The following is a 15,768-nucleotide window of genomic DNA, read 5'->3' as shown; positions in this document are numbered from 1 at the left end:
ATGATGGTGTCCTGTGTCCTTCTCTAGGCGCGCCTTCCTGGCCGCGCCGCTGGCGCTGGCCGCCTGCGGGCCGCTGCCCCAGCCCTTCCGCGGCCGCCCGGGGGAGGTCGCGCGCCGGCTGGCGCGGCCGCCTGGCTACCGCGTGGCCGTGATGCCCGGGGCGGGGGTGCTGCTGACCGACGGCGATGCCGAGACGCTGTCGCGCGCCGTGGCCGAGGCGCTGGCCGGGCAGGAGATCCCGGCGGTGAGCGGCGAGGCGCTGCCGCTGGACTGGCGCCTGCTGCTGGCGGCGGAGCGGGAGGGCGGCAATGTGGTGCCGCGCTATGCCCTGCGGGACGCCGATGGGCAGGCGCTGGGAATGCTGGTGGGCCGGCCGGTGGCGGCGCGGGACTGGGCGGAGGGGGGCGAGGCGGTGCTGCGCCGCGCCGCCGCCGAGGCCGCGCCGAACCTGGCGACGCTGCTGGCCCGCATCGACGCGCAGCGCCGCACGGGGGACGAAAGGGCGACCGGCAGCGGCCCGCCCGTGCTGCGCCTGATCCCGGTGCGCGGCGCGCCGGGGGACGGCAACCGCAGCCTGACGGCGCGGATGCGCGAACGCCTGGCGGGCTTCGGCTTCGCCGTGCAGGACCAGGCGGATGGCGCGCAATACGCCGTCTCCGGCCAGGTCACGATGGCACCGGGGGCGAGCCGCGCGGTGCAGCGGGTGGAGATCGTCTGGACCGTGTCGCGCCGCGACGGCCAGGACCTTGGCCGCGTGCTGCAGCTGAACGAGGTGCCGGCGGGCAGCCTCAACGGGCTCTGGGCCGATGTGGCGCTGGTGGTGGCCGAGGAGGCCTCGGGCGGCATCCGCGACGTGGTGATGAATGCCGGGGGGTTCGCGGGACCGGCGGCGGCGCCGGCCGCGGCGGCGCCTCGATAGGGGGGCAGCCATGCCCCTTCCCCAACCCTCCCCCGCGGCGGGGGAGCGGGGCGGATGGGCGGGCGCGATGGACACCATAACGTCACGTTGCTATCGGGACGCCGCTTTCACGCTCCTCCCCGGGGTCCGCACCGCATGAAGATCATCGCCTGCAACAGCAACCGCCCGCTCGCCGAGGCGGTGGCGTCGGTGCTGGGCATCCCGCTCACCCAGGCTTCCGTCCGGCGCTTCGCGGACATGGAGATCTTCTGCGAGATCCACGACAACGTCCGCGGCCAGGACGTGTTCGTGGTGCAGTCCACCTCCTACCCGGCCAACGACAACCTGATGGAGCTGCTGATCATGCTGGACGCGCTGAAGCGCGGCAGCGCGCGGCGCATCACGGCGGTGATCCCCTATTTCGGCTATGCCCGGCAGGACCGGAAGTCCGGCCCGCGCACGCCGATCTCGGCCAAGCTGGTGGCGAACCTGATCACCGCGGCCGGCGCCAACCGGGTGCTGACGATGGACCTGCACGCCGCGCAGATCCAGGGCTTCTTCGACATCCCCGTCGACAACCTGTTCGCCGCCCCTCTGTTCTCGCGAGACATCCAGGAACGCTTCGCCGGGCGGGAGATGATGGTGGTGTCCCCCGATGTCGGCGGCGTGGTGCGCGCGCGCGCCATCGCGGCGCGCATCCACACCGACCTCGCCATAATCGACAAGCGCCGCCCGCGCGCGGGCGTGTCGGAGGTGATGAACGTGATCGGCGAGGTCGAGGGCCGGCACTGCATCCTGGTCGACGACATCGTCGATTCCGGCGGAACGCTGTGCAACGCGGCGGAGGCGCTGCTGAAGCACGGCGCGAAGTCGGCCAGCGTCTACGTGACGCACGGCGTCTTCTCGGGCGGCGCGGTGGCTCGCGTGGGCGCCGCGCCGATCGAGACGATGGTGGTGACCGACAGCATCCTCGCGACCGAGGCGGTGCGCGTCAGCCGCAACATCAAGCAGCTGACCATCGCGCCGCTGATCGCGGAGGCGATGAAGCGGATCAGCGAGGAGAGCAGCGTCAGCAGCCTGTTCTGCTGAGGCCGCGCCGGCACCGGGGCCAACACGTTCCGCGGAACGCGCCGGACGGATGCCGCCCGGCGCCAGCCCCGCGCGTTCAGGGCGGGTGCTGTCCTGATGGGAGGTGCATCGATGCAGCCACGTCGCTTCCTTCTCGCGGGCCTGGCCGGGGCGCTGGCCGCCGCATTCGCCGCGCCGGAGGCCGGTGCGGAGGAATTCCGGGAGGAAGCCCAATATGGCGGCGGGCGGCGGCGCCGCCGGCGCTGCTGGATCGAGACCCGCCGCGTGCCCTTCCGCGACCGCTGGGGCCGCGTCCGCTACCGGCTGGTGGAGCGCGAGGTCTGCCGGCGCTGACGCGTCACGCCGGCGCGAACATCGGCACCGGCGGGCCGTCGCCCTCCGTTGGCCTCCATTCCAGGCGCACCTTCATGCCGATGCGGATCGCGGCGAGGTCGCAGTCCACGATGTTGGTGAAGATGCGCGGCCCCTCCTCCAGCTCCACCATCGCGGGCGCATAGGGCTGCGCCAGGCGCATCACGCTGAAGCTGTAGACCGTGCCGCGGCCGCTCGCCTCCACCAGGTCGACCTCGGTGGAGAGCGTGAAGGGCGACACGCCGCGGGGCGGGAAGAAGTGCCGCCCCGTGTCGCGGCAGCGGCCGAGCATCAGCCGCCCCTCCCTCGCCGCGTCCCAGAAGGGCTTCGTCGTCGGGTCGGGGATCGGGGCGGGGATCACGCGGTCGGCCATCGCTCTCACTCCCGCTCCATGATCAGCGTGGCGCTGCCGTGCCGGTGGCCGAGCAGCCCGCCGGTGCCATGCGCCAGCGCCAGGTGGCAGTCCTTCACCTGCACCGCCGGATGCGCCTCCCCCCGCAACTGCCGCACCGCCTCGATCACCTTCGTCATGCCGCCGCGGTTCGCCGGGTGGTTGTTGCAGAGCCCGCCGCCATCGGTGTTGAAGGGCAGCCGGCCCACGCCGCTGATCAGGTTGCCATCCGCCACGAAGGCGCCCCCCCTGCCCTTTTCGCAGAAGCCGAGATCCTCGAGCTGGATCAGCACGGTGATGGTGAAGCTGTCATAGATGCTGGCATAGCGGATGTCGGCGGGCGTCACGCCGGCTTCGGCGAAGGCCCGCGCGCCGGACCAGCGGGCGGCGGAGAAGGTAAGGTCGTTGTAGCCGCCGGCATGGTTCTTCGTCGCCTCCCCCGTGCCGCGGATGGTGACCACCGGACGCGCGAGGCTGCGCGCGATCTCCGGCCGGGCGACGACAACGGCGCCGCCGCCGTCGCTGATGACGCAGCAGTCCAGCCTGTGCAGCGGGTCCGCCACCATCGGCGAATTCACCACCTCCTCCACCGTGACCACCTTCTTCAGCATCGCATGCGGGTTGTGCTGCGCGTGATGGCTGGCCGCGACCTTGATCCAGGCGAGCTGTTCGGAGGTGGTGCCGAATTCGTGCATGTGGCGCATCGCGCACATCGCATAGGCGCCGGCGACGGTGCGGCCCATCGGGATCTCGAACTGGTCGTCGGGGATGGTGGGGTTCTGCGCCCGCGCCGCGGTGCCGGTGGCCTGCCCCTCGCTCCGTGGCCGCCCGGCCAGCGTGACGAGCGCGACGTTGCAGCGGCCGAGCGCGATGGCCGCCGCCGCATGGGCGACATGGGCGAGATAGGAGCTGCCGCCGATATCGGTGGAATCGAGATGGCTCAGCCGGTCGAGCCCGAGATACTCCGCCATCGAGAGCGGACCCATCCCCGGCGCGTCGCCGGCGCAGAAATACCCGTCCACGTCGTCCTTCGACAGCCCGGCATCGCGCAGCGCGCCGAGCGCAACCTCGGCATGCAGTTGCGCGACCGACCTGTCCTCGGCCTTGCGGGTGGGATGCTCGAAGGCGCCGACGATGCAGGCGCGGCCGTTCAGGCTCATGCTCGCGTGATCTCCTCGGGGCCAAGGGTGGCGCGGGGGGCGGCGCGCTGCAAGCCGGGGCGGGATGGGCTATAGAGGGCGGAAGGAGGAGGCACCGCCATGGACGTGACGCCACAGGATGGCCGCAGCATCGCCGGCAGCGCCGGCTACATGTCCGGCTTCGGCAATTCCTTCGAGACGGAAGCCCTGCCCGGCGCGCTGCCGGTCGGCCGCAATTCGCCGCAGAGATGCGCCTACGGGCTCTACGCGGAACAGTTGAGCGGATCGCCCTTCACCGCGCCGCGCGGCAGCAACCAGCGGTCCTGGCTGTACCGCATCCGCCCGACCGTCGCGCATATCGGGCGCTTCCGGAAGGCGGATCCCGGGCTGTGGCGCACCGCGCCGGTGGCGGAGGAGGCGGACCTGCCCATCCAGCCGCTGCGCTGGGACCCGATCCCGATCCCGGCCGAGGGGCTGACCTTCGTCGCGGGGATGCGCACCATCACCACGGCGGGGGATGCGGGGTCGCAGGCCGGCATGGCGGCGCATATCGCCCTCGTCACCCGCAGCATGGCGGACGAGACCTTCTGGAACGCGGATGGCGAATTGCTGGTCGCCCCCCAGCAGGGACGGATGCGCTTCCGCACGGAATTCGGCGTGATCGACGCCGCGCCGGGCGAGATCTGCGTGATCCCCCGCGGCGTGAAGTTCCGGGTCGAGGTGGATGCGCCCGCCCGCGCCTATGTGTGCGAGAACTACGGCGGCGCCTTCACCCTGCCCGAGCGCGGGCCGATCGGCGCCAACTGCATGGCGAACCAGCGCGACTTCCTCTCCCCCGTCGCGGCCTATGAGGATGCGGAGGGGCCGCACCGGGTGACGGTGAAATGGGGCGGCAGCTTCTGGACCAGCGAGATCGGCCATTCGCCGATCGACGTCGTCGCCTGGCACGGCAACTACGCGCCCTACAAATACGACCTGTCGCGCTACTCGCCCGTCGGGCCGCTGCTGTTCGACCACGCGGACCCCAGCATCTTCACCTGCCTGACCGCGCCGTCCGAGACGCCGGGCACGGCCAACATCGACTTCGTGCTGTTCCCCGAACGCTGGATGGTGGCGGAGAACACCTTCCGCCCGCCCTGGTACCACATGAACATCATGAGCGAGTTCATGGGTCTCATCCAGGGCCAGTACGACGCCAAGCCGCAGGGCTTCGTCCCCGGCGGCTTCAGCCTGCACAACTGCATGCTGCCGCACGGCCCGGATGCCGAGGCCTTCGAGAAGGCGTCCACGATGGAACTCGCGCCCCACAAGCTGGCCAACACCATGGCCTTCATGTTCGAGACGCGGCTGCCCCAGCGCGTGACGGCCTATGCCGCCGCGCTGCCGCAGCTGCAGTCCGGCTACCTCGACTGCTGGTCGGGGTTGAGGAAGACCTTCGACCCGACGCGGCGCTGAACCGATGCTCGACGGAACGCATGACGCGGGGCGGCGCAGCTTCGTCGCCTCGGCCAACGGGCACGACGCCTTCCCGGTCCAGAACCTGCCCTTCGGCGTCTTCTCGCCGCAGGGGGGCACGCGGCGGGCGGGGGTGGCGATCGGGGACATGATCCTCGACCTCGATGCGGTGCTGGCGGCGGGGCTGCTGGACGGCGCGGCGGAGGATGCTGCGGCGGCGGCCACGGGCGGGGCGCTGAATGCCATGCTCGCGCTCGGCGCCGGGCCGCGGCGGGCGCTGCGGGCCAGGCTGTCGGAGCTGCTGGCGGAAGGGTCGGCCGAGGCGCGGCGCCTGTCCGGCATGCTGCACGCGTCCGCGGATTGCGCGCTGCACCTGCCCGCGCGGATCGGCGACTACACCGATTTCTACGCGGGCATCCAACACGCAACCAATGTCGGCGCGCTGTTCCGCCCCGACAACCCGCTGCTGCCGAACTACAAGCATGTGCCCATCGGCTACCATGGCCGCGCCAGCAGCGTGGTACCCTCCGGTGCGCCGGTGCGGCGCCCGAACGGCCAGCGCAAGCCGGCCGCCGAGGCGGAGCCGAGCTTCGGGCCGTCCCGCAACCTCGACTACGAACTGGAACTCGGGCTCTGGATCGGGCCGGGCAATGCGTTGGGCGAGCCCATCCCGATCGGGGCGGCGGAGGGCCACGTCGCGGGCTACTGCCTGCTGAACGATTGGTCGGCGCGCGACATCCAGGGCTGGGAGTACCAGCCGCTCGGCCCCTTCCTGGCGAAGAACTTCTGCACCACCGTCAGCCCCTGGATCGTGACGCCGGAGGCACTCGCCCCCTTCCGGGCAGCCCAGGCCCCGCGGCCGCAGGGCGACCCGCGGCCGATGGACTACCTCTGGGACGAACGGGATCAGGCAGGGGGCGCGCTGGACCTGCTGCTGGAGGTCTTCCTGGTGACGGAGGGGCTGCGCGCCAAGGGGCTGCCGGCGCATCGCCTCTCCTCCGGCAATGCCCGCGCGCTCTACTGGACGCCGGCGCAGCTCGTCGCGCACCATGCCTGCGGCGGTTGCAACCTGCAGCCGGGGGACCTGTTCGGCACCGGCACCATCTCCACCGAGGGCGGGGACGGCCTCGGCTCCCTGCTCGAGATCACGCGCGGCGGGCGGCAGCCGGTGGCGCTCGCCTCGGGCGAGACGCGGCGTTTCCTGGAGGACGGGGACGAGATCACGCTGCGTGCCACGGCACGCCGCGACGGCTTCGCGACGATCGGCTTCGGGGAGTGCCGCGGCGCCATCCTGCCCGCGCCTTGAACCGCGCGCCGCCATGGCGCAACCTACCGCCTGGTAAGCAGGAGGAACGGCACCATGGCGGACCGGCCGAAGCGCGTGGAATTCCGCGAGGAAGGCCCACGCGAGGGCTTCCAGATCGAGAAGACCGTCTACCCGCTCGACCAGCGCGTGCAGCTGGTGGAGGCGCTGGCCGAGACCGGGCTGCGCCACATCCAGGTGGCCAGCTTCGTCAGCCCGAAGCACGTCCCCCAGATGGCCGACAGCGAGGCCCTTTTCGCCGCCATCCGCAGGAAGCCGGGCGTCCACTATGCCGGGCTGTGGCTGAACGAACAGGGCTTCGCCCGGGCGCGGGCCACGCCGGGCGTGGACCTGGCGGGCAAGATCTCGCTCTACGCCTCCGACGCCTTCGCGCGGAAGAACAACGGCTGCTCGGCCGAGGAGATGGCGCAACGGCAGAGGCGCTGGCTGGAGCTCTACGCCGAGGCGGGGCTGACGCCCGACTTCGCCATCGTCATGGCGGCCTTCGGCTGCAACTACGAAGGCGACATTCCGGCCGAACGCGTGGTGAAGCTGGCCCGCTACGCGCGCGACATCTGCGCCGGGCGCGGCGAGCGGCTGCGGCAGTTCTTCCTGGCCGACACGATGGGCTGGGCCAACCCCGAACAGGTCCGCCGCCTGGTGGGAGAGGTGCGGAACGCCATCCCGGAGGTGCGGATCGGCCTGCACCTGCACGACACGCGCGGCCTCGGCGCGGCGAATGTGCTGGCGGCGCTGGAGATGGGGGTGGACCTGTTCGACAGCTCGGTCGCCGGCCTCGGCGGCTGCCCTTTCGCGGCGCATGGCGATGCGGGCGCGGCGGGCAACATCTGCACCGAGGACATGGTCTTCATGTGCCACGAGATGGGGATCGAGACGGGCATCGACCTCGAGGCGCTGGTGGAATGCGCGCGGCTGGCGGAGCGCATCATCGGCCGCCGGCTGAACGGGCATGTGATGCATGCCGGCACGCTCGCGAAATACCGCGCCGGCAGGAAGGAGGCGGCATGATGAGGCCCACCCGGCGCGCCTTCGCCGCGCTTCCGCTGCTGGCCGCGCTGCCGGCCGCGGCGCAGGAACGCTACCCGTCCCGCGCCATCCGCATGGTGGTGCCCTTCGCGGCAGGCGCCGCGACCGACCTGCGCGCGCGGATCTTCGCCGAACGCATGGCGCAGGACTGGGGGCAGCCGGTGGTGGTGGACAACCGCGGCGGCGCCAACGGCTTCCTGGCGGCCGAGGCGGTGGCCCGCGCCAGGCCGGATGGCTACACGCTGCTGTTCACGTCGAATACCACCCACGGGTCGAACCCCGCGCTGTTCAAGCGCCTGCCCTACGACCCGATCCGCGACTTCGAACCGGTGGCGCTGCTCGGCGTCTCGACCATGCTCGTCGTCGTCAACAACGCCCTTCCCGTCCGCAGCATCGCGGAACTGGTGGCCCATGGTCGCGCCAATCCGGGGAAGCTCTCCTTCGGCAGCGGCAGCCAGTCCAGCCGGATGGCGGGGGAGATGTTCAAGACCATGACGGGGATCGACATGGTCAACGTCTCCTACCGGTCGAACCCCCAGGCCATCACGGACGTCATCTCCGGCACGCTGCCGCTGATGTTCTGCGACACCACCACCTCCATCCCGCAGGTGCGGGAAGGGCGGGTGCGCGCGCTGGCCGTCACCGCCGCGAACCGCATCTCCGCCATGCCGGACCTGCCGACGGTGGCGGAAGCCGGCAACCTGCCGGGCTACGAGCTCGGCACCTGGACCGCGGTCTACGCGACCGGCGGCACCCCGCGGGAGATCGTGGACCAGTTGAACGTCAAGCTGCGCGAGATCCTGGCCCTTCCCGCCGTCTCCGCGCGCCTCCGGGAGGATGCGACGGAACCGCTGACCGGCAGCCCCGACCACCTGCGCGACTTCACCCGCAGCGAGATCGAGAAATGGACCCGCGTGGCCCGGCAGGCGGGGATCGAGCCCGAATGAGCCTGCCCCTCGCCGGCGTGAAGGTGGTGGAGATCGGGCAGGTGCTGTCGGGCCCCTTCGCGGGCGCGATCCTGTCCGACCTCGGCGCCGACGTGATCAAGATCGAGAAGCCGCAGGGCGGCGACGATGCGCGGCAGATGGGGCCGGCCTTCCGCCACGGCGACGCGCTGAACTTCCACGAGTTCAACCGCGGCAAGCGCAGCGTGGCGCTGGACCTGAAGTCGGAAGGGGGCATGGCGGCGCTGCATGCGCTGCTCGACCAAGCCGACATCCTGGTCCACAACATGCGCCCCGGCGTGCCGGAGGCGCTGGGCCTGGCGCCGGAGGAGACGGTCGCGCGGCATCCGCGGCTGATCTACTGCAACATGGGCGCCTTCGGGCATCTCGGCCCGAAGCGGGACGAGCCGGGCTACGAGCCGCTCATGCAGGCCTTCGGCGGCCTGTCCTCCATCACCGGCGAACCCGATGGTCCCCCGGTGCGGATGGGCGCGAGCGTGGTGGACCAGGGCACGGGGATGTGGACCGTGATCGGCGCGCTGTCGGCCCTGCAGCAGCGCGCGCGGACGGGGCGCGGCTGCGTCGTGGACACGTCCCTGTTCGAGACGGCGATGTGCTGGGCCGGGCAGAAGGTCGGCGCCTTCGTGAACCAGGGGAAGCTGCCGGAACGCCATGCCAGCGGCCATCCCGGCTTCGTCCCCTACGAGGCCTTCGACGCGGCCGATGGCCCGCTGCTGGTCTGCTGCGGCAATGACCGGCTGTTCCGGAAATTCGCCGCCGAGCTCGGCCATCCCGAATGGCCCGAGGACCCGCGCTTCGCCACCAACCGCCAGCGCCTGGCCAACAAGGCGGAGTGCCTGGCGCTGGTGCGCGCCGCGATGCGAACGCGCCCGCGCGCCGAATGGCTGGACCGGCTGGTGGCGGCCGGCGTGCCCTGCGCGCCGATCAACACCATCCCCGAATTGCTGGAGGAGCCGCAGGCGCAGGCGGTCGGGATGCTGGTGACCCCGCCGGGCGAGGACTTCCGGGTCACCGCGCTGCCGGTCAGCTTCGACAAGGTCCGGCCCCTGCCGCGCCGGGGCGCGCCGCGGCTGGACGAGCACAAGGGGGCGGGGTTCGAGTAGCGCCGCCCCGCCCTACCCCAACGCCTTCGGCGCGCTGACCGATGCCCGCAGCCGGGCATGGGCGCGCAGCAGGTCCCGCACCGCGCCATGCGTCGGCGCGCCCGGGTCGTGCAGCCCGGCCCGGATCTCCCCCGACAGGGCGGCGAGGTCGGGCGCCTCCACCGCCGCCGCATCCACCGCGCGTTCCCGCAGCGCGATCGCGATGGCGGCGGCGACCATGCGGGCGGCGAGCGCGCGTTCCGGCGGCAGGGTGGGCAGGAGTTCGTTCAGCACCACGTCGCGCGCGGTGGCAAGCAGGTCGTCGCCGCCCGGCTTCTCCAGCATCACAGCGCCTCCGCCATCGCCAGGATGTCCCATTCGAGTTCGGGGACGATGTGGCCGGTCAGCGCCAGCTCCAGGCTGCGCTCCTGCCCCGAGATGTGGCGCATCGCCTGGTCGGCGGCGATCACCGCCCAGCGGATGGTCGCCATCAGTTCCCACCACGGCAGCCGCGCGCGGTCGATGCGGGTGCCGGATTCGGCCTCGTAGCCGGCATGGAAGGCGTCCCGCGGGCCGATGCCGCCGGCTTCCTGCGCGACATTGCCGAAGCGCCAGCATTTGGCGCAGAACCAGCCGAGATCGGCATGCGGGTCGCCCCATGCGGCGAATTCCCAGTCCAGCACCGCGGTCACGCCCGTCGCGTCCAGCATCACGTTGCCGGTGCGGAAGTCGTTGTGGTTCAGCACCGTCGGCAGCGGCGGCGGCGCCTTGCGCTCCAGCGCGCGAAGCCCCCATTCCAGCACCGGCCGCGGCGTGCCTGCGGCATCAAGCCGGGCGCGCATCGCCGCGACCAGCGCCAGCGCCGGGTCGGCCGGCGGGGCGCCGAGGAAGGCAAGGTCCGCGCGCGGCGGGCGGATGCGGTGGATGCGGGCCAGTTCGCGCCCGAGCATCCGCGCCATCCTCTCCCGCCCGCCGCCGAGCGTGGCGTCCTTCACCACGCGATGCCCGGCCGCGACCCCTTCGGCGCGGGTCATCACGAAGAAGGGGCGGCCGAGCACCGACAGGTCCTCGCAGAGGAACAGCGGTGCGGGCACCGTCACCCCTTCGGCATGGGCGGCGCGCAGCAGCGCGAATTCGGCGGCGCGGCCATGGCTGACGGCCAGCACCGCGTCGCTGTCCGTCCGCAGCACCCAGCGATGCGGCGCGCCGTGCAGCGTGACGTCGAGCGCCCAGTTCTGCTGGATGGCGCCGCCGGACAGCCGCGCCAGCGACGTGATGCGCAGCGCGGGGTCGCCCGCGGCCGCCGCCAGCCAGTCGCGCAGGTGCGCGCTATCCATGCGCGCCCCATTCGAAGAAGTGCCGCCCCTCGCGCCGGAGGATGTTCGCCAGCACCATGCGGTGCACCTCGCTCGCGCCATCCACCAGGCGCGCCTGGCGGGCGTAGCGGTACATCCACTCCACCGGCGTGTCCTTGGAATAGCCACGCGCCCCGAGCAGCTGCAGCGAGGTGTCGACGGCCTTGTGCAGCGCGTCCGCCACGACGATCTTCGCCATCGACACCTCCTTCCGCGCGAAGCTGCCGCGGTCCAGCGCCCAGGCGGCCTTCATCGTCAGCAGGCGGCCGATCTCCAGCTCCATCGCGGCCTGGCCGACCAGGCCCTGCACGCTCTCGCGGTCGATCAGCTTCATGCCGAAGCTGTCGCGCCGGGCGATGCTCTCCATCGCGATCTCGATCGCGCGGCGCCCCATGCCGAGCCAGCGCATGCAATGCGTCAGCCGCGCGGTGCCCAGCCGGATCTGCGTGAGCTTCAGGCCGTCGCCCACCCCCATCAGCACGTTCTCGTCCGGGATCTCGAGCCCGTCGAAGCGGATTTCGCAATGGCCGCCATGTTCCTCCGGCCCCATGATCGGGATGCGGCGGACGATCTCCCACCCCGGCTGGTCGGCGTGGAACAGGAAGGCGGTGAGGCCCTTGCGGTCGTCGTCGCTGGTGCGGGCGATGAGAATGAAGTGCTTCGCCTCCCCCGCGCCGGTGATGTAGTGCTTGCGGCCGGTGACGCGCCAGCGGTCGTTGCCGACGCGCTCGGCCCGCGTGTAGGTCAGGCCGGGGTCGCTGCCGCAGCCATCGGGTTCCGTCATGGCGAAGGCGGACTGCACGGCGCCGTCCACGATCGGCTGCAGCCAGCGCGCCTTCTGCGCCTCCGTCGCGACCTTCTCCAGCACGATCATGTTGCCGTCGTCCGGCGCGGCGGAGTTGAACACGACGGGGCCGAAGATGGAGCGGTTCATCTCCTCGTAGCAGGCGGCCATCCCCACCACGTCGAGCCCGCCGCCGCCGCGGTGCCGCGGCATCTGCAAGGCCCAGAGCCCGGCGGCCTTCGCCTCCCCGCGCAGGCGCCGCAGCAGGACGGGGTCGATGTTCTCATGCGCGTCGTAGCTGCCGCGGTCGGCTTCCAGCGGGATCAGCCGCTGTTCCACGAAGTCGCGCACCCGCAGGCGGATGGCGTCGGTCCCGGGGGGGAGGGAGAAGTCCATGTCGTGCGGGTCCTAGAGGCTGTTCACGCTGTGTCCGCCATCGATGGTGACGGTGCTGCCGGTCATGTGCGCCCCGGCGTCGGAGGCAAGCAGCAGCAGCGGGCCCGTCAGGTCCCCGACCTGGCCCAGGCGCCGCTGCGGGATGCGCCGGACCAGGGCCTGCCCGGCCTCGGTGGCGAAGAAGTCGCGGTTGATGTCGGTCTCGATGTAGCCGGGCGCGATCGCGTTCACCCGGATGCGGTGGCGGGCGAGTTCCACCGCCATCTGCCGCGTCAGGTGAACCAGCCCCGCCTTCGCCGCGCTGTAGCCCGCGACGCCCGGGATCACGCGGGCCGCGAGGATGGAGGCGATGTTGACGATGCTGCCGCCACGCCCCGCCGCGACCATCCGCCGCGCCGCCTCCTGCGCGACCAGGAAGGCGCCGCGCAGGTCCACGTCCAGCACGGCGTCCCAATCCGCCTCGGTCTGTTCCAGGAAGGGGCGGGTGGCGGCGATCCCGGCATTGTTGACCAGCAGGTCGCAGGGGCCGAAGGCGGCCTGCACGGCCTCGAAGGCCGCCGCGACGGAGTCCGGGCGCGTGACGTCGAGCGCCACGGCCATCGCGGCCGGGCCGAGCGCCGCGACCTCCGCCTCCACCGCCGCCGGGCGGCGCGCGGCAAGCGCCACGCGGGCGCCGGCGCCGTGCAGCACGCGGGCGAAATGCCGCCCCAGCGCGCCGGAGGCGCCGGTCACGAGCGCCACGCGCCCTTCGAGCGAGAACAGGTCCATGCCGCCCCTCCCTGCCGGGCAGTTAGGCGGCCGGGCGCCGCCGGGTCAACCGGGCGCCGCTTGCGCGGGATCAACGCCGCGCGCCGGCGCGGGCGACATATGCTGAGGCATCACGCGGAGGGACGAAGATGCGGATGAAGGACATCCTGGTTCACCTCGATGGCTCGCCCCTGGCGGCCAGGCGGCTCGACGTCGCGGTCGCGCTTGCGGGGGCGCAGGGCGCGCATCTGGCGGCCCTGCATGCGGTGGAGGCGCTGCTGCCGCCCGGGCTGACGGCCGATGCGGGCGGCGCCGCGCTGGGCACCCTGCTGGAACGCCTGCGGGAGGAGGCGGATGCGCTGGCGCAGCGCCAGCGCGCGGCCTTCGAGGCGCGGGTGGCGCGCGACGGCATCGCGGCCGAATGGCGGCAGGCGGATTTCGCGGCGGCGGAGACGGTGGCGCTGCACGCCCGATACGCGGACCTGACGGTGCTCGGCCAGCCCGAGCCCGGCAGCGGGGCGGAGGGGGCGGCGACCGCGATGCTGGAGGCGGTGCTGTTCGGGTCCGGCCGGCCGGTGCTGATGGTGCCCTATGCGGGCGACCATGCCGGGCTCGGCCGGCGGGTGATGGTGGCCTGGAACGCCAGCAAGGAAGCGGCGCGCGCGGTGGCGGATGCGCTGCCGCTTCTGCGGGCGGCGGCCGAGGTGACGGTGCTGGCGGTCAACCCGCGCCGCGGCATCGGCGGCCATGGGGATGTGCCGGCCGCCGACATCACGCTGCACCTGGCCCGCCACGGCGTGAGGGCCACCGCCGAGCATGTGGTGGCGGAGGACATCCGGGAGGCCGATGCGCTGCTGAACGCGGTGTCCGACCGCGGGGCGGACCTGCTGGTGATGGGCGCCTACGGCCATTCGCGCATCCGCGAATTCATGCTGGGCGGCGTCACGCGCAGCATCCTCCAGCGCATGACCGTGCCCGTCCTGCTGGCGCATTGAGGCGAAGCGCCCCTTCCCGCGGGGGCGGTGGAGCGCTCAGTCCAGGCCGAACAGCGCCGCCGGGTTGGTCGCGGTCATGCGCCGGATCTCGGCCTCGGTGAAGCCGGCGCTCTCGGCCAGCAGCAGGTATTCGCGGAAGGACTCGACCGGCGGCGGCAGCAGGTACACGCCGGCGTCGGAGGACAGGATGCAGCGATCCCCCGCGGCGCGGATGCGGGGGGCGAAGTCGTGGATCGTGGCACCGCCCGAGATGCGGTGCTTCTCCTCGTCCACATGCGTCAGGCCGACCTGGGTCGCATGGGTCAGGATGAAGAAGGACAGCTCCACGTAGCCGCCGAGCGCGGTGATGGCGCGGATCTCGTCCTCGGCGTAGCGCGACCCGTGGGTGCGCAGCCGCGTCACGCCGCGGCGCCGCGCCTCCTCCGCCAGCGCAACCGCCTCCGGGCCCGAGACATGGCCGCAGTCGAACACCACGTCCCGCGCGGCGCAGAGCTCCATGATCGCGGGCACCGGGTCCGGCACGCGGCCACTGGAGGGGACGGCGAAGGTGGTCTCCAGGAAGGCGGGGCTGCGGCCCTCGCGTTCGGCGATGTAGCGGGTGTGGTGGGTGGGCAGGCTGACGAAGCGCGCCCCCGTGCCGGGACCGTAGCCGTAGCCGATCGCGGCCTTCGCGACTTCCAGCGTGATGCCGCCCGCGGTCGGCTGCATGATGACGCCGCCGAAGGCCCGGCAGCCGAGATGGCCGAGCTCGTCATTCGCCAGCGCGGCATAGCCGGAGCTGTTCTGGAAGTTGCACATGATGCCGATGGCGCGCATCCCCGCCGCGGCCGCCTGGCGCACCGCCTCGAAGACGTTGACGGAACGGCCGTTCAGGTGCGGCGCGCAATGGACGTGGCAGTCGATCGCGCCTTGCAGCAGGTGCATGCCGGGCGGGCTGTAGGGCATGGCTGCGCCTCCGTTCAATGTCGCAGGATCTTGGCGGTGAAGTCGCGCAGCCGCGGGCTTTCCGGCGCATCGAGGATGCGCGCGGGCGGCCCCGCCTCCACCACGCGGCCGGCATCCATGAAGACGACGGTGGTCGCGACCTCGCGGATGAAGGCCATCTCGTGGCTGACGACCAGCATCGTCATCCCGTCGGCCCGCAGCGTGCGGATGGTGTCCAGCACCTCCGTCACCAGTTCGGGGTCGAGCGCGCTCGTCACCTCGTCCAGCAGCAGGATGTCGGGCTTCAGCGCCAGGGCGCGCGCGATGGCGACCCGCTGCTGCTGCCCGCCCGACAATTCGTCCGGATAGGCGTCGTATTTCCGCGCGAGCCCGACCTTCGCGAGCAGCGCCTTCGCCTCCGCCTCCACCTCCGCCGCCGGGCGCTTCTTCACCAGCACCGGCGCGATGCAGACATTCCGCAGCGCCGTCATGTTCTGGAACAGGTTGTACTGCTGGAAGACGATGGCGAAGCGGTCGCGCGCGGCGCGCAGGCTGGCGCGGCTGGAATAGTCCACCGCCTGCCCGCCGATCTCGACGCGCCCGGCGCGCGGCGGCAGCAGCCCGACCAGCGCGCGGAGCAGCGAGGACTTGCCCGAGCCGGACGGGCCGATCAGCCCCACCACCTCGCCCTTCCCGATGGACAGCGTGACATCGTTCAGCACGTCGCCGCGGCCGCCATAGCTGGCGGACAATCCCTCGAGCGCGAGGAAGCTCACCCGGCAGGTCCCCTCTCGTTGCCGGGCGGGAGTGTCCGGGGCGGCGGGTGGCGGCGTCAAGCCGGGGCGGA

General features: G+C 72.3%; 17 protein-coding genes. 9 read left to right on the top strand and 8 right to left on the bottom strand.

Annotation, left to right across the window (positions count from 1 at the left end):
- Positions 1-13 precede the first annotated feature (13 nt).
- The 3 genes from ACK8OX_RS10435 to ACK8OX_RS10425 all read left to right on the top strand — a co-directional run bounded on the left by ACK8OX_RS10435 (position 14) and on the right by ACK8OX_RS10425 (position 2,320).
- A complete protein-coding gene (locus tag ACK8OX_RS10435) occupies positions 14-919 on the top strand; it encodes a hypothetical protein (RefSeq protein WP_430663979.1) in 906 nt (301 codons plus the stop codon).
- Between the two features lie 135 nt (positions 920-1,054).
- A complete protein-coding gene (locus ACK8OX_RS10430; protein ID WP_430663978.1) occupies positions 1,055-1,987 on the top strand; it encodes a ribose-phosphate pyrophosphokinase in 933 nt (310 codons plus the stop codon).
- A 111-nt stretch (positions 1,988-2,098) separates the two neighbouring features.
- The gene (locus tag ACK8OX_RS10425; RefSeq protein ID WP_430663976.1) at positions 2,099-2,320 is read left to right on the top strand and encodes a hypothetical protein; all 222 of its coding nucleotides are present in this window, start codon (positions 2,099-2,101) and stop codon (positions 2,318-2,320) included.
- Between the two features lie 4 nt (positions 2,321-2,324).
- Here ACK8OX_RS10425 and ACK8OX_RS10420 read toward each other — a convergent pair whose 3' ends face one another.
- Together ACK8OX_RS10420 and ACK8OX_RS10415 are read right to left on the bottom strand one after the other, a co-directional pair.
- Positions 2,325-2,711, bottom strand: coding sequence for a Zn-ribbon domain-containing OB-fold protein (locus ACK8OX_RS10420; protein WP_430663975.1), 387 nt, complete (start codon positions 2,709-2,711; stop codon positions 2,325-2,327).
- A gap of 5 nt (positions 2,712-2,716) precedes the next feature.
- Positions 2,717-3,889 (bottom strand): thiolase domain-containing protein, encoded by a 1,173-nt coding sequence (locus ACK8OX_RS10415; protein ID WP_430663974.1) that lies wholly within the window; start codon positions 3,887-3,889, stop codon positions 2,717-2,719.
- Positions 3,890-3,988: 99 nt separating this feature from the next.
- Here ACK8OX_RS10415 and hmgA point away from each other — a divergent pair, with 99 nt between their 5' ends.
- From hmgA to ACK8OX_RS10390, 5 genes are read left to right on the top strand one after another with little or no spacing between them, the layout of a single operon-like run.
- On the top strand, positions 3,989-5,323 hold the full coding sequence (gene hmgA, locus ACK8OX_RS10410; RefSeq protein ID WP_430663973.1) for a homogentisate 1,2-dioxygenase: 1,335 nt from the start codon (positions 3,989-3,991) through the stop codon (positions 5,321-5,323).
- 4 nt (positions 5,324-5,327) lie between these two features.
- Complete coding sequence (gene fahA, locus ACK8OX_RS10405) at positions 5,328-6,629, top strand: fumarylacetoacetase (RefSeq protein WP_430663972.1); 1,302 nt, start codon at positions 5,328-5,330, stop codon at positions 6,627-6,629.
- A 54-nt stretch (positions 6,630-6,683) separates the two neighbouring features.
- Positions 6,684-7,655, top strand: a complete 972-nt coding sequence (locus ACK8OX_RS10400) for a hydroxymethylglutaryl-CoA lyase (protein WP_430663971.1) — start codon at positions 6,684-6,686, stop codon at positions 7,653-7,655.
- On the top strand, positions 7,652-8,620 hold the full coding sequence (locus ACK8OX_RS10395) for a Bug family tripartite tricarboxylate transporter substrate binding protein (protein ID WP_430663970.1): 969 nt from the start codon (positions 7,652-7,654) through the stop codon (positions 8,618-8,620). The genes ACK8OX_RS10400 and ACK8OX_RS10395 overlap by 4 nt, the downstream gene beginning before the upstream one ends.
- Positions 8,617-9,741, top strand: a complete 1,125-nt coding sequence (locus ACK8OX_RS10390; protein ID WP_430663969.1) for a CaiB/BaiF CoA transferase family protein — start codon at positions 8,617-8,619, stop codon at positions 9,739-9,741. Before ACK8OX_RS10395 ends, ACK8OX_RS10390 begins: the two co-directional genes overlap by 4 nt.
- Positions 9,742-9,753: 12 nt before the next feature.
- Here the strand turns inward: ACK8OX_RS10390 and ACK8OX_RS10385 are convergent, their stop codons facing one another.
- From ACK8OX_RS10385 to ACK8OX_RS10370, 4 genes are read right to left on the bottom strand one after another with little or no spacing between them, the layout of a single operon-like run.
- Complete coding sequence (locus ACK8OX_RS10385; RefSeq protein WP_430663968.1) at positions 9,754-10,065, bottom strand: hypothetical protein; 312 nt, start codon at positions 10,063-10,065, stop codon at positions 9,754-9,756.
- Positions 10,065-11,057, bottom strand: coding sequence for a phosphotransferase family protein (locus tag ACK8OX_RS10380; protein WP_430663967.1), 993 nt, complete (start codon positions 11,055-11,057; stop codon positions 10,065-10,067). Before ACK8OX_RS10380 ends, ACK8OX_RS10385 begins: the two co-directional genes overlap by 1 nt.
- The gene (locus tag ACK8OX_RS10375) at positions 11,050-12,255 is read right to left on the bottom strand and encodes an acyl-CoA dehydrogenase family protein (protein WP_430663966.1); all 1,206 of its coding nucleotides are present in this window, start codon (positions 12,253-12,255) and stop codon (positions 11,050-11,052) included. Before ACK8OX_RS10375 ends, ACK8OX_RS10380 begins: the two co-directional genes overlap by 8 nt.
- A gap of 12 nt (positions 12,256-12,267) precedes the next feature.
- Positions 12,268-13,023 (bottom strand): SDR family NAD(P)-dependent oxidoreductase, encoded by a 756-nt coding sequence (locus tag ACK8OX_RS10370; RefSeq protein WP_430663965.1) that lies wholly within the window; start codon positions 13,021-13,023, stop codon positions 12,268-12,270.
- A gap of 128 nt (positions 13,024-13,151) precedes the next feature.
- Between ACK8OX_RS10370 and ACK8OX_RS10365 the strand changes: the two genes are divergently transcribed.
- On the top strand, positions 13,152-13,997 hold the full coding sequence (locus tag ACK8OX_RS10365; protein ID WP_430663964.1) for a universal stress protein: 846 nt from the start codon (positions 13,152-13,154) through the stop codon (positions 13,995-13,997).
- A 36-nt stretch (positions 13,998-14,033) separates the two neighbouring features.
- Here ACK8OX_RS10365 and ACK8OX_RS10360 read toward each other — a convergent pair whose 3' ends face one another.
- Both ACK8OX_RS10360 and ACK8OX_RS10355 read right to left on the bottom strand, forming a co-directional pair.
- On the bottom strand, positions 14,034-14,942 hold the full coding sequence (locus tag ACK8OX_RS10360) for a DUF6282 family protein (RefSeq protein WP_430663963.1): 909 nt from the start codon (positions 14,940-14,942) through the stop codon (positions 14,034-14,036).
- Positions 14,943-14,956: 14 nt separating this feature from the next.
- Positions 14,957-15,697: an amino acid ABC transporter ATP-binding protein gene (locus tag ACK8OX_RS10355; RefSeq protein ID WP_430663962.1), complete on the bottom strand. Its 741-nt coding sequence runs from the start codon at positions 15,695-15,697 to the stop codon at positions 14,957-14,959.
- Positions 15,698-15,768: the final 71 nt, after the last annotated feature.

The organism is Falsiroseomonas sp. CW058, from assembly GCF_050563535.1.
Classification (GTDB): domain Bacteria; phylum Pseudomonadota; class Alphaproteobacteria; order Acetobacterales; family Acetobacteraceae; genus Falsiroseomonas.
The sequence above is the reverse complement of the archived record's forward strand: the minus strand, read 5'-3'. Positions and strand labels throughout refer to the sequence as shown.

Bases quoted from the DNA above. Each gene is read 5' to 3' on its own strand.
- ACK8OX_RS10430 (WP_430663978.1), top strand. From the start codon at position 1,055: ATGAAGATCATCGCCTGCAACAGCAACCGCCCGCTCGCCGAGGCGGTG.
- ACK8OX_RS10425 (WP_430663976.1), top strand. From the start codon at position 2,099: ATGCAGCCACGTCGCTTCCTTCTCGCGGGCCTGGCCGGGGCGCTGGCC.
- ACK8OX_RS10420 (WP_430663975.1), bottom strand. From the start codon at position 2,711: ATGGCCGACCGCGTGATCCCCGCCCCGATCCCCGACCCGACGACGAAG.
- ACK8OX_RS10415 (WP_430663974.1), bottom strand. From the start codon at position 3,889: ATGAGCCTGAACGGCCGCGCCTGCATCGTCGGCGCCTTCGAGCATCCC.
- hmgA (WP_430663973.1), top strand. From the start codon at position 3,989: ATGGACGTGACGCCACAGGATGGCCGCAGCATCGCCGGCAGCGCCGGC.
- fahA (WP_430663972.1), top strand. From the start codon at position 5,328: ATGCTCGACGGAACGCATGACGCGGGGCGGCGCAGCTTCGTCGCCTCG.
- ACK8OX_RS10400 (WP_430663971.1), top strand. From the start codon at position 6,684: ATGGCGGACCGGCCGAAGCGCGTGGAATTCCGCGAGGAAGGCCCACGC.
- ACK8OX_RS10395 (WP_430663970.1), top strand. From the start codon at position 7,652: ATGATGAGGCCCACCCGGCGCGCCTTCGCCGCGCTTCCGCTGCTGGCC.
- ACK8OX_RS10390 (WP_430663969.1), top strand. From the start codon at position 8,617: ATGAGCCTGCCCCTCGCCGGCGTGAAGGTGGTGGAGATCGGGCAGGTG.
- ACK8OX_RS10385 (WP_430663968.1), bottom strand. From the start codon at position 10,065: ATGCTGGAGAAGCCGGGCGGCGACGACCTGCTTGCCACCGCGCGCGAC.
- ACK8OX_RS10380 (WP_430663967.1), bottom strand. From the start codon at position 11,057: ATGGATAGCGCGCACCTGCGCGACTGGCTGGCGGCGGCCGCGGGCGAC.
- ACK8OX_RS10375 (WP_430663966.1), bottom strand. From the start codon at position 12,255: ATGGACTTCTCCCTCCCCCCCGGGACCGACGCCATCCGCCTGCGGGTG.
- ACK8OX_RS10370 (WP_430663965.1), bottom strand. From the start codon at position 13,023: ATGGACCTGTTCTCGCTCGAAGGGCGCGTGGCGCTCGTGACCGGCGCC.
- ACK8OX_RS10365 (WP_430663964.1), top strand. From the start codon at position 13,152: ATGCGGATGAAGGACATCCTGGTTCACCTCGATGGCTCGCCCCTGGCG.
- ACK8OX_RS10360 (WP_430663963.1), bottom strand. From the start codon at position 14,942: ATGCCCTACAGCCCGCCCGGCATGCACCTGCTGCAAGGCGCGATCGAC.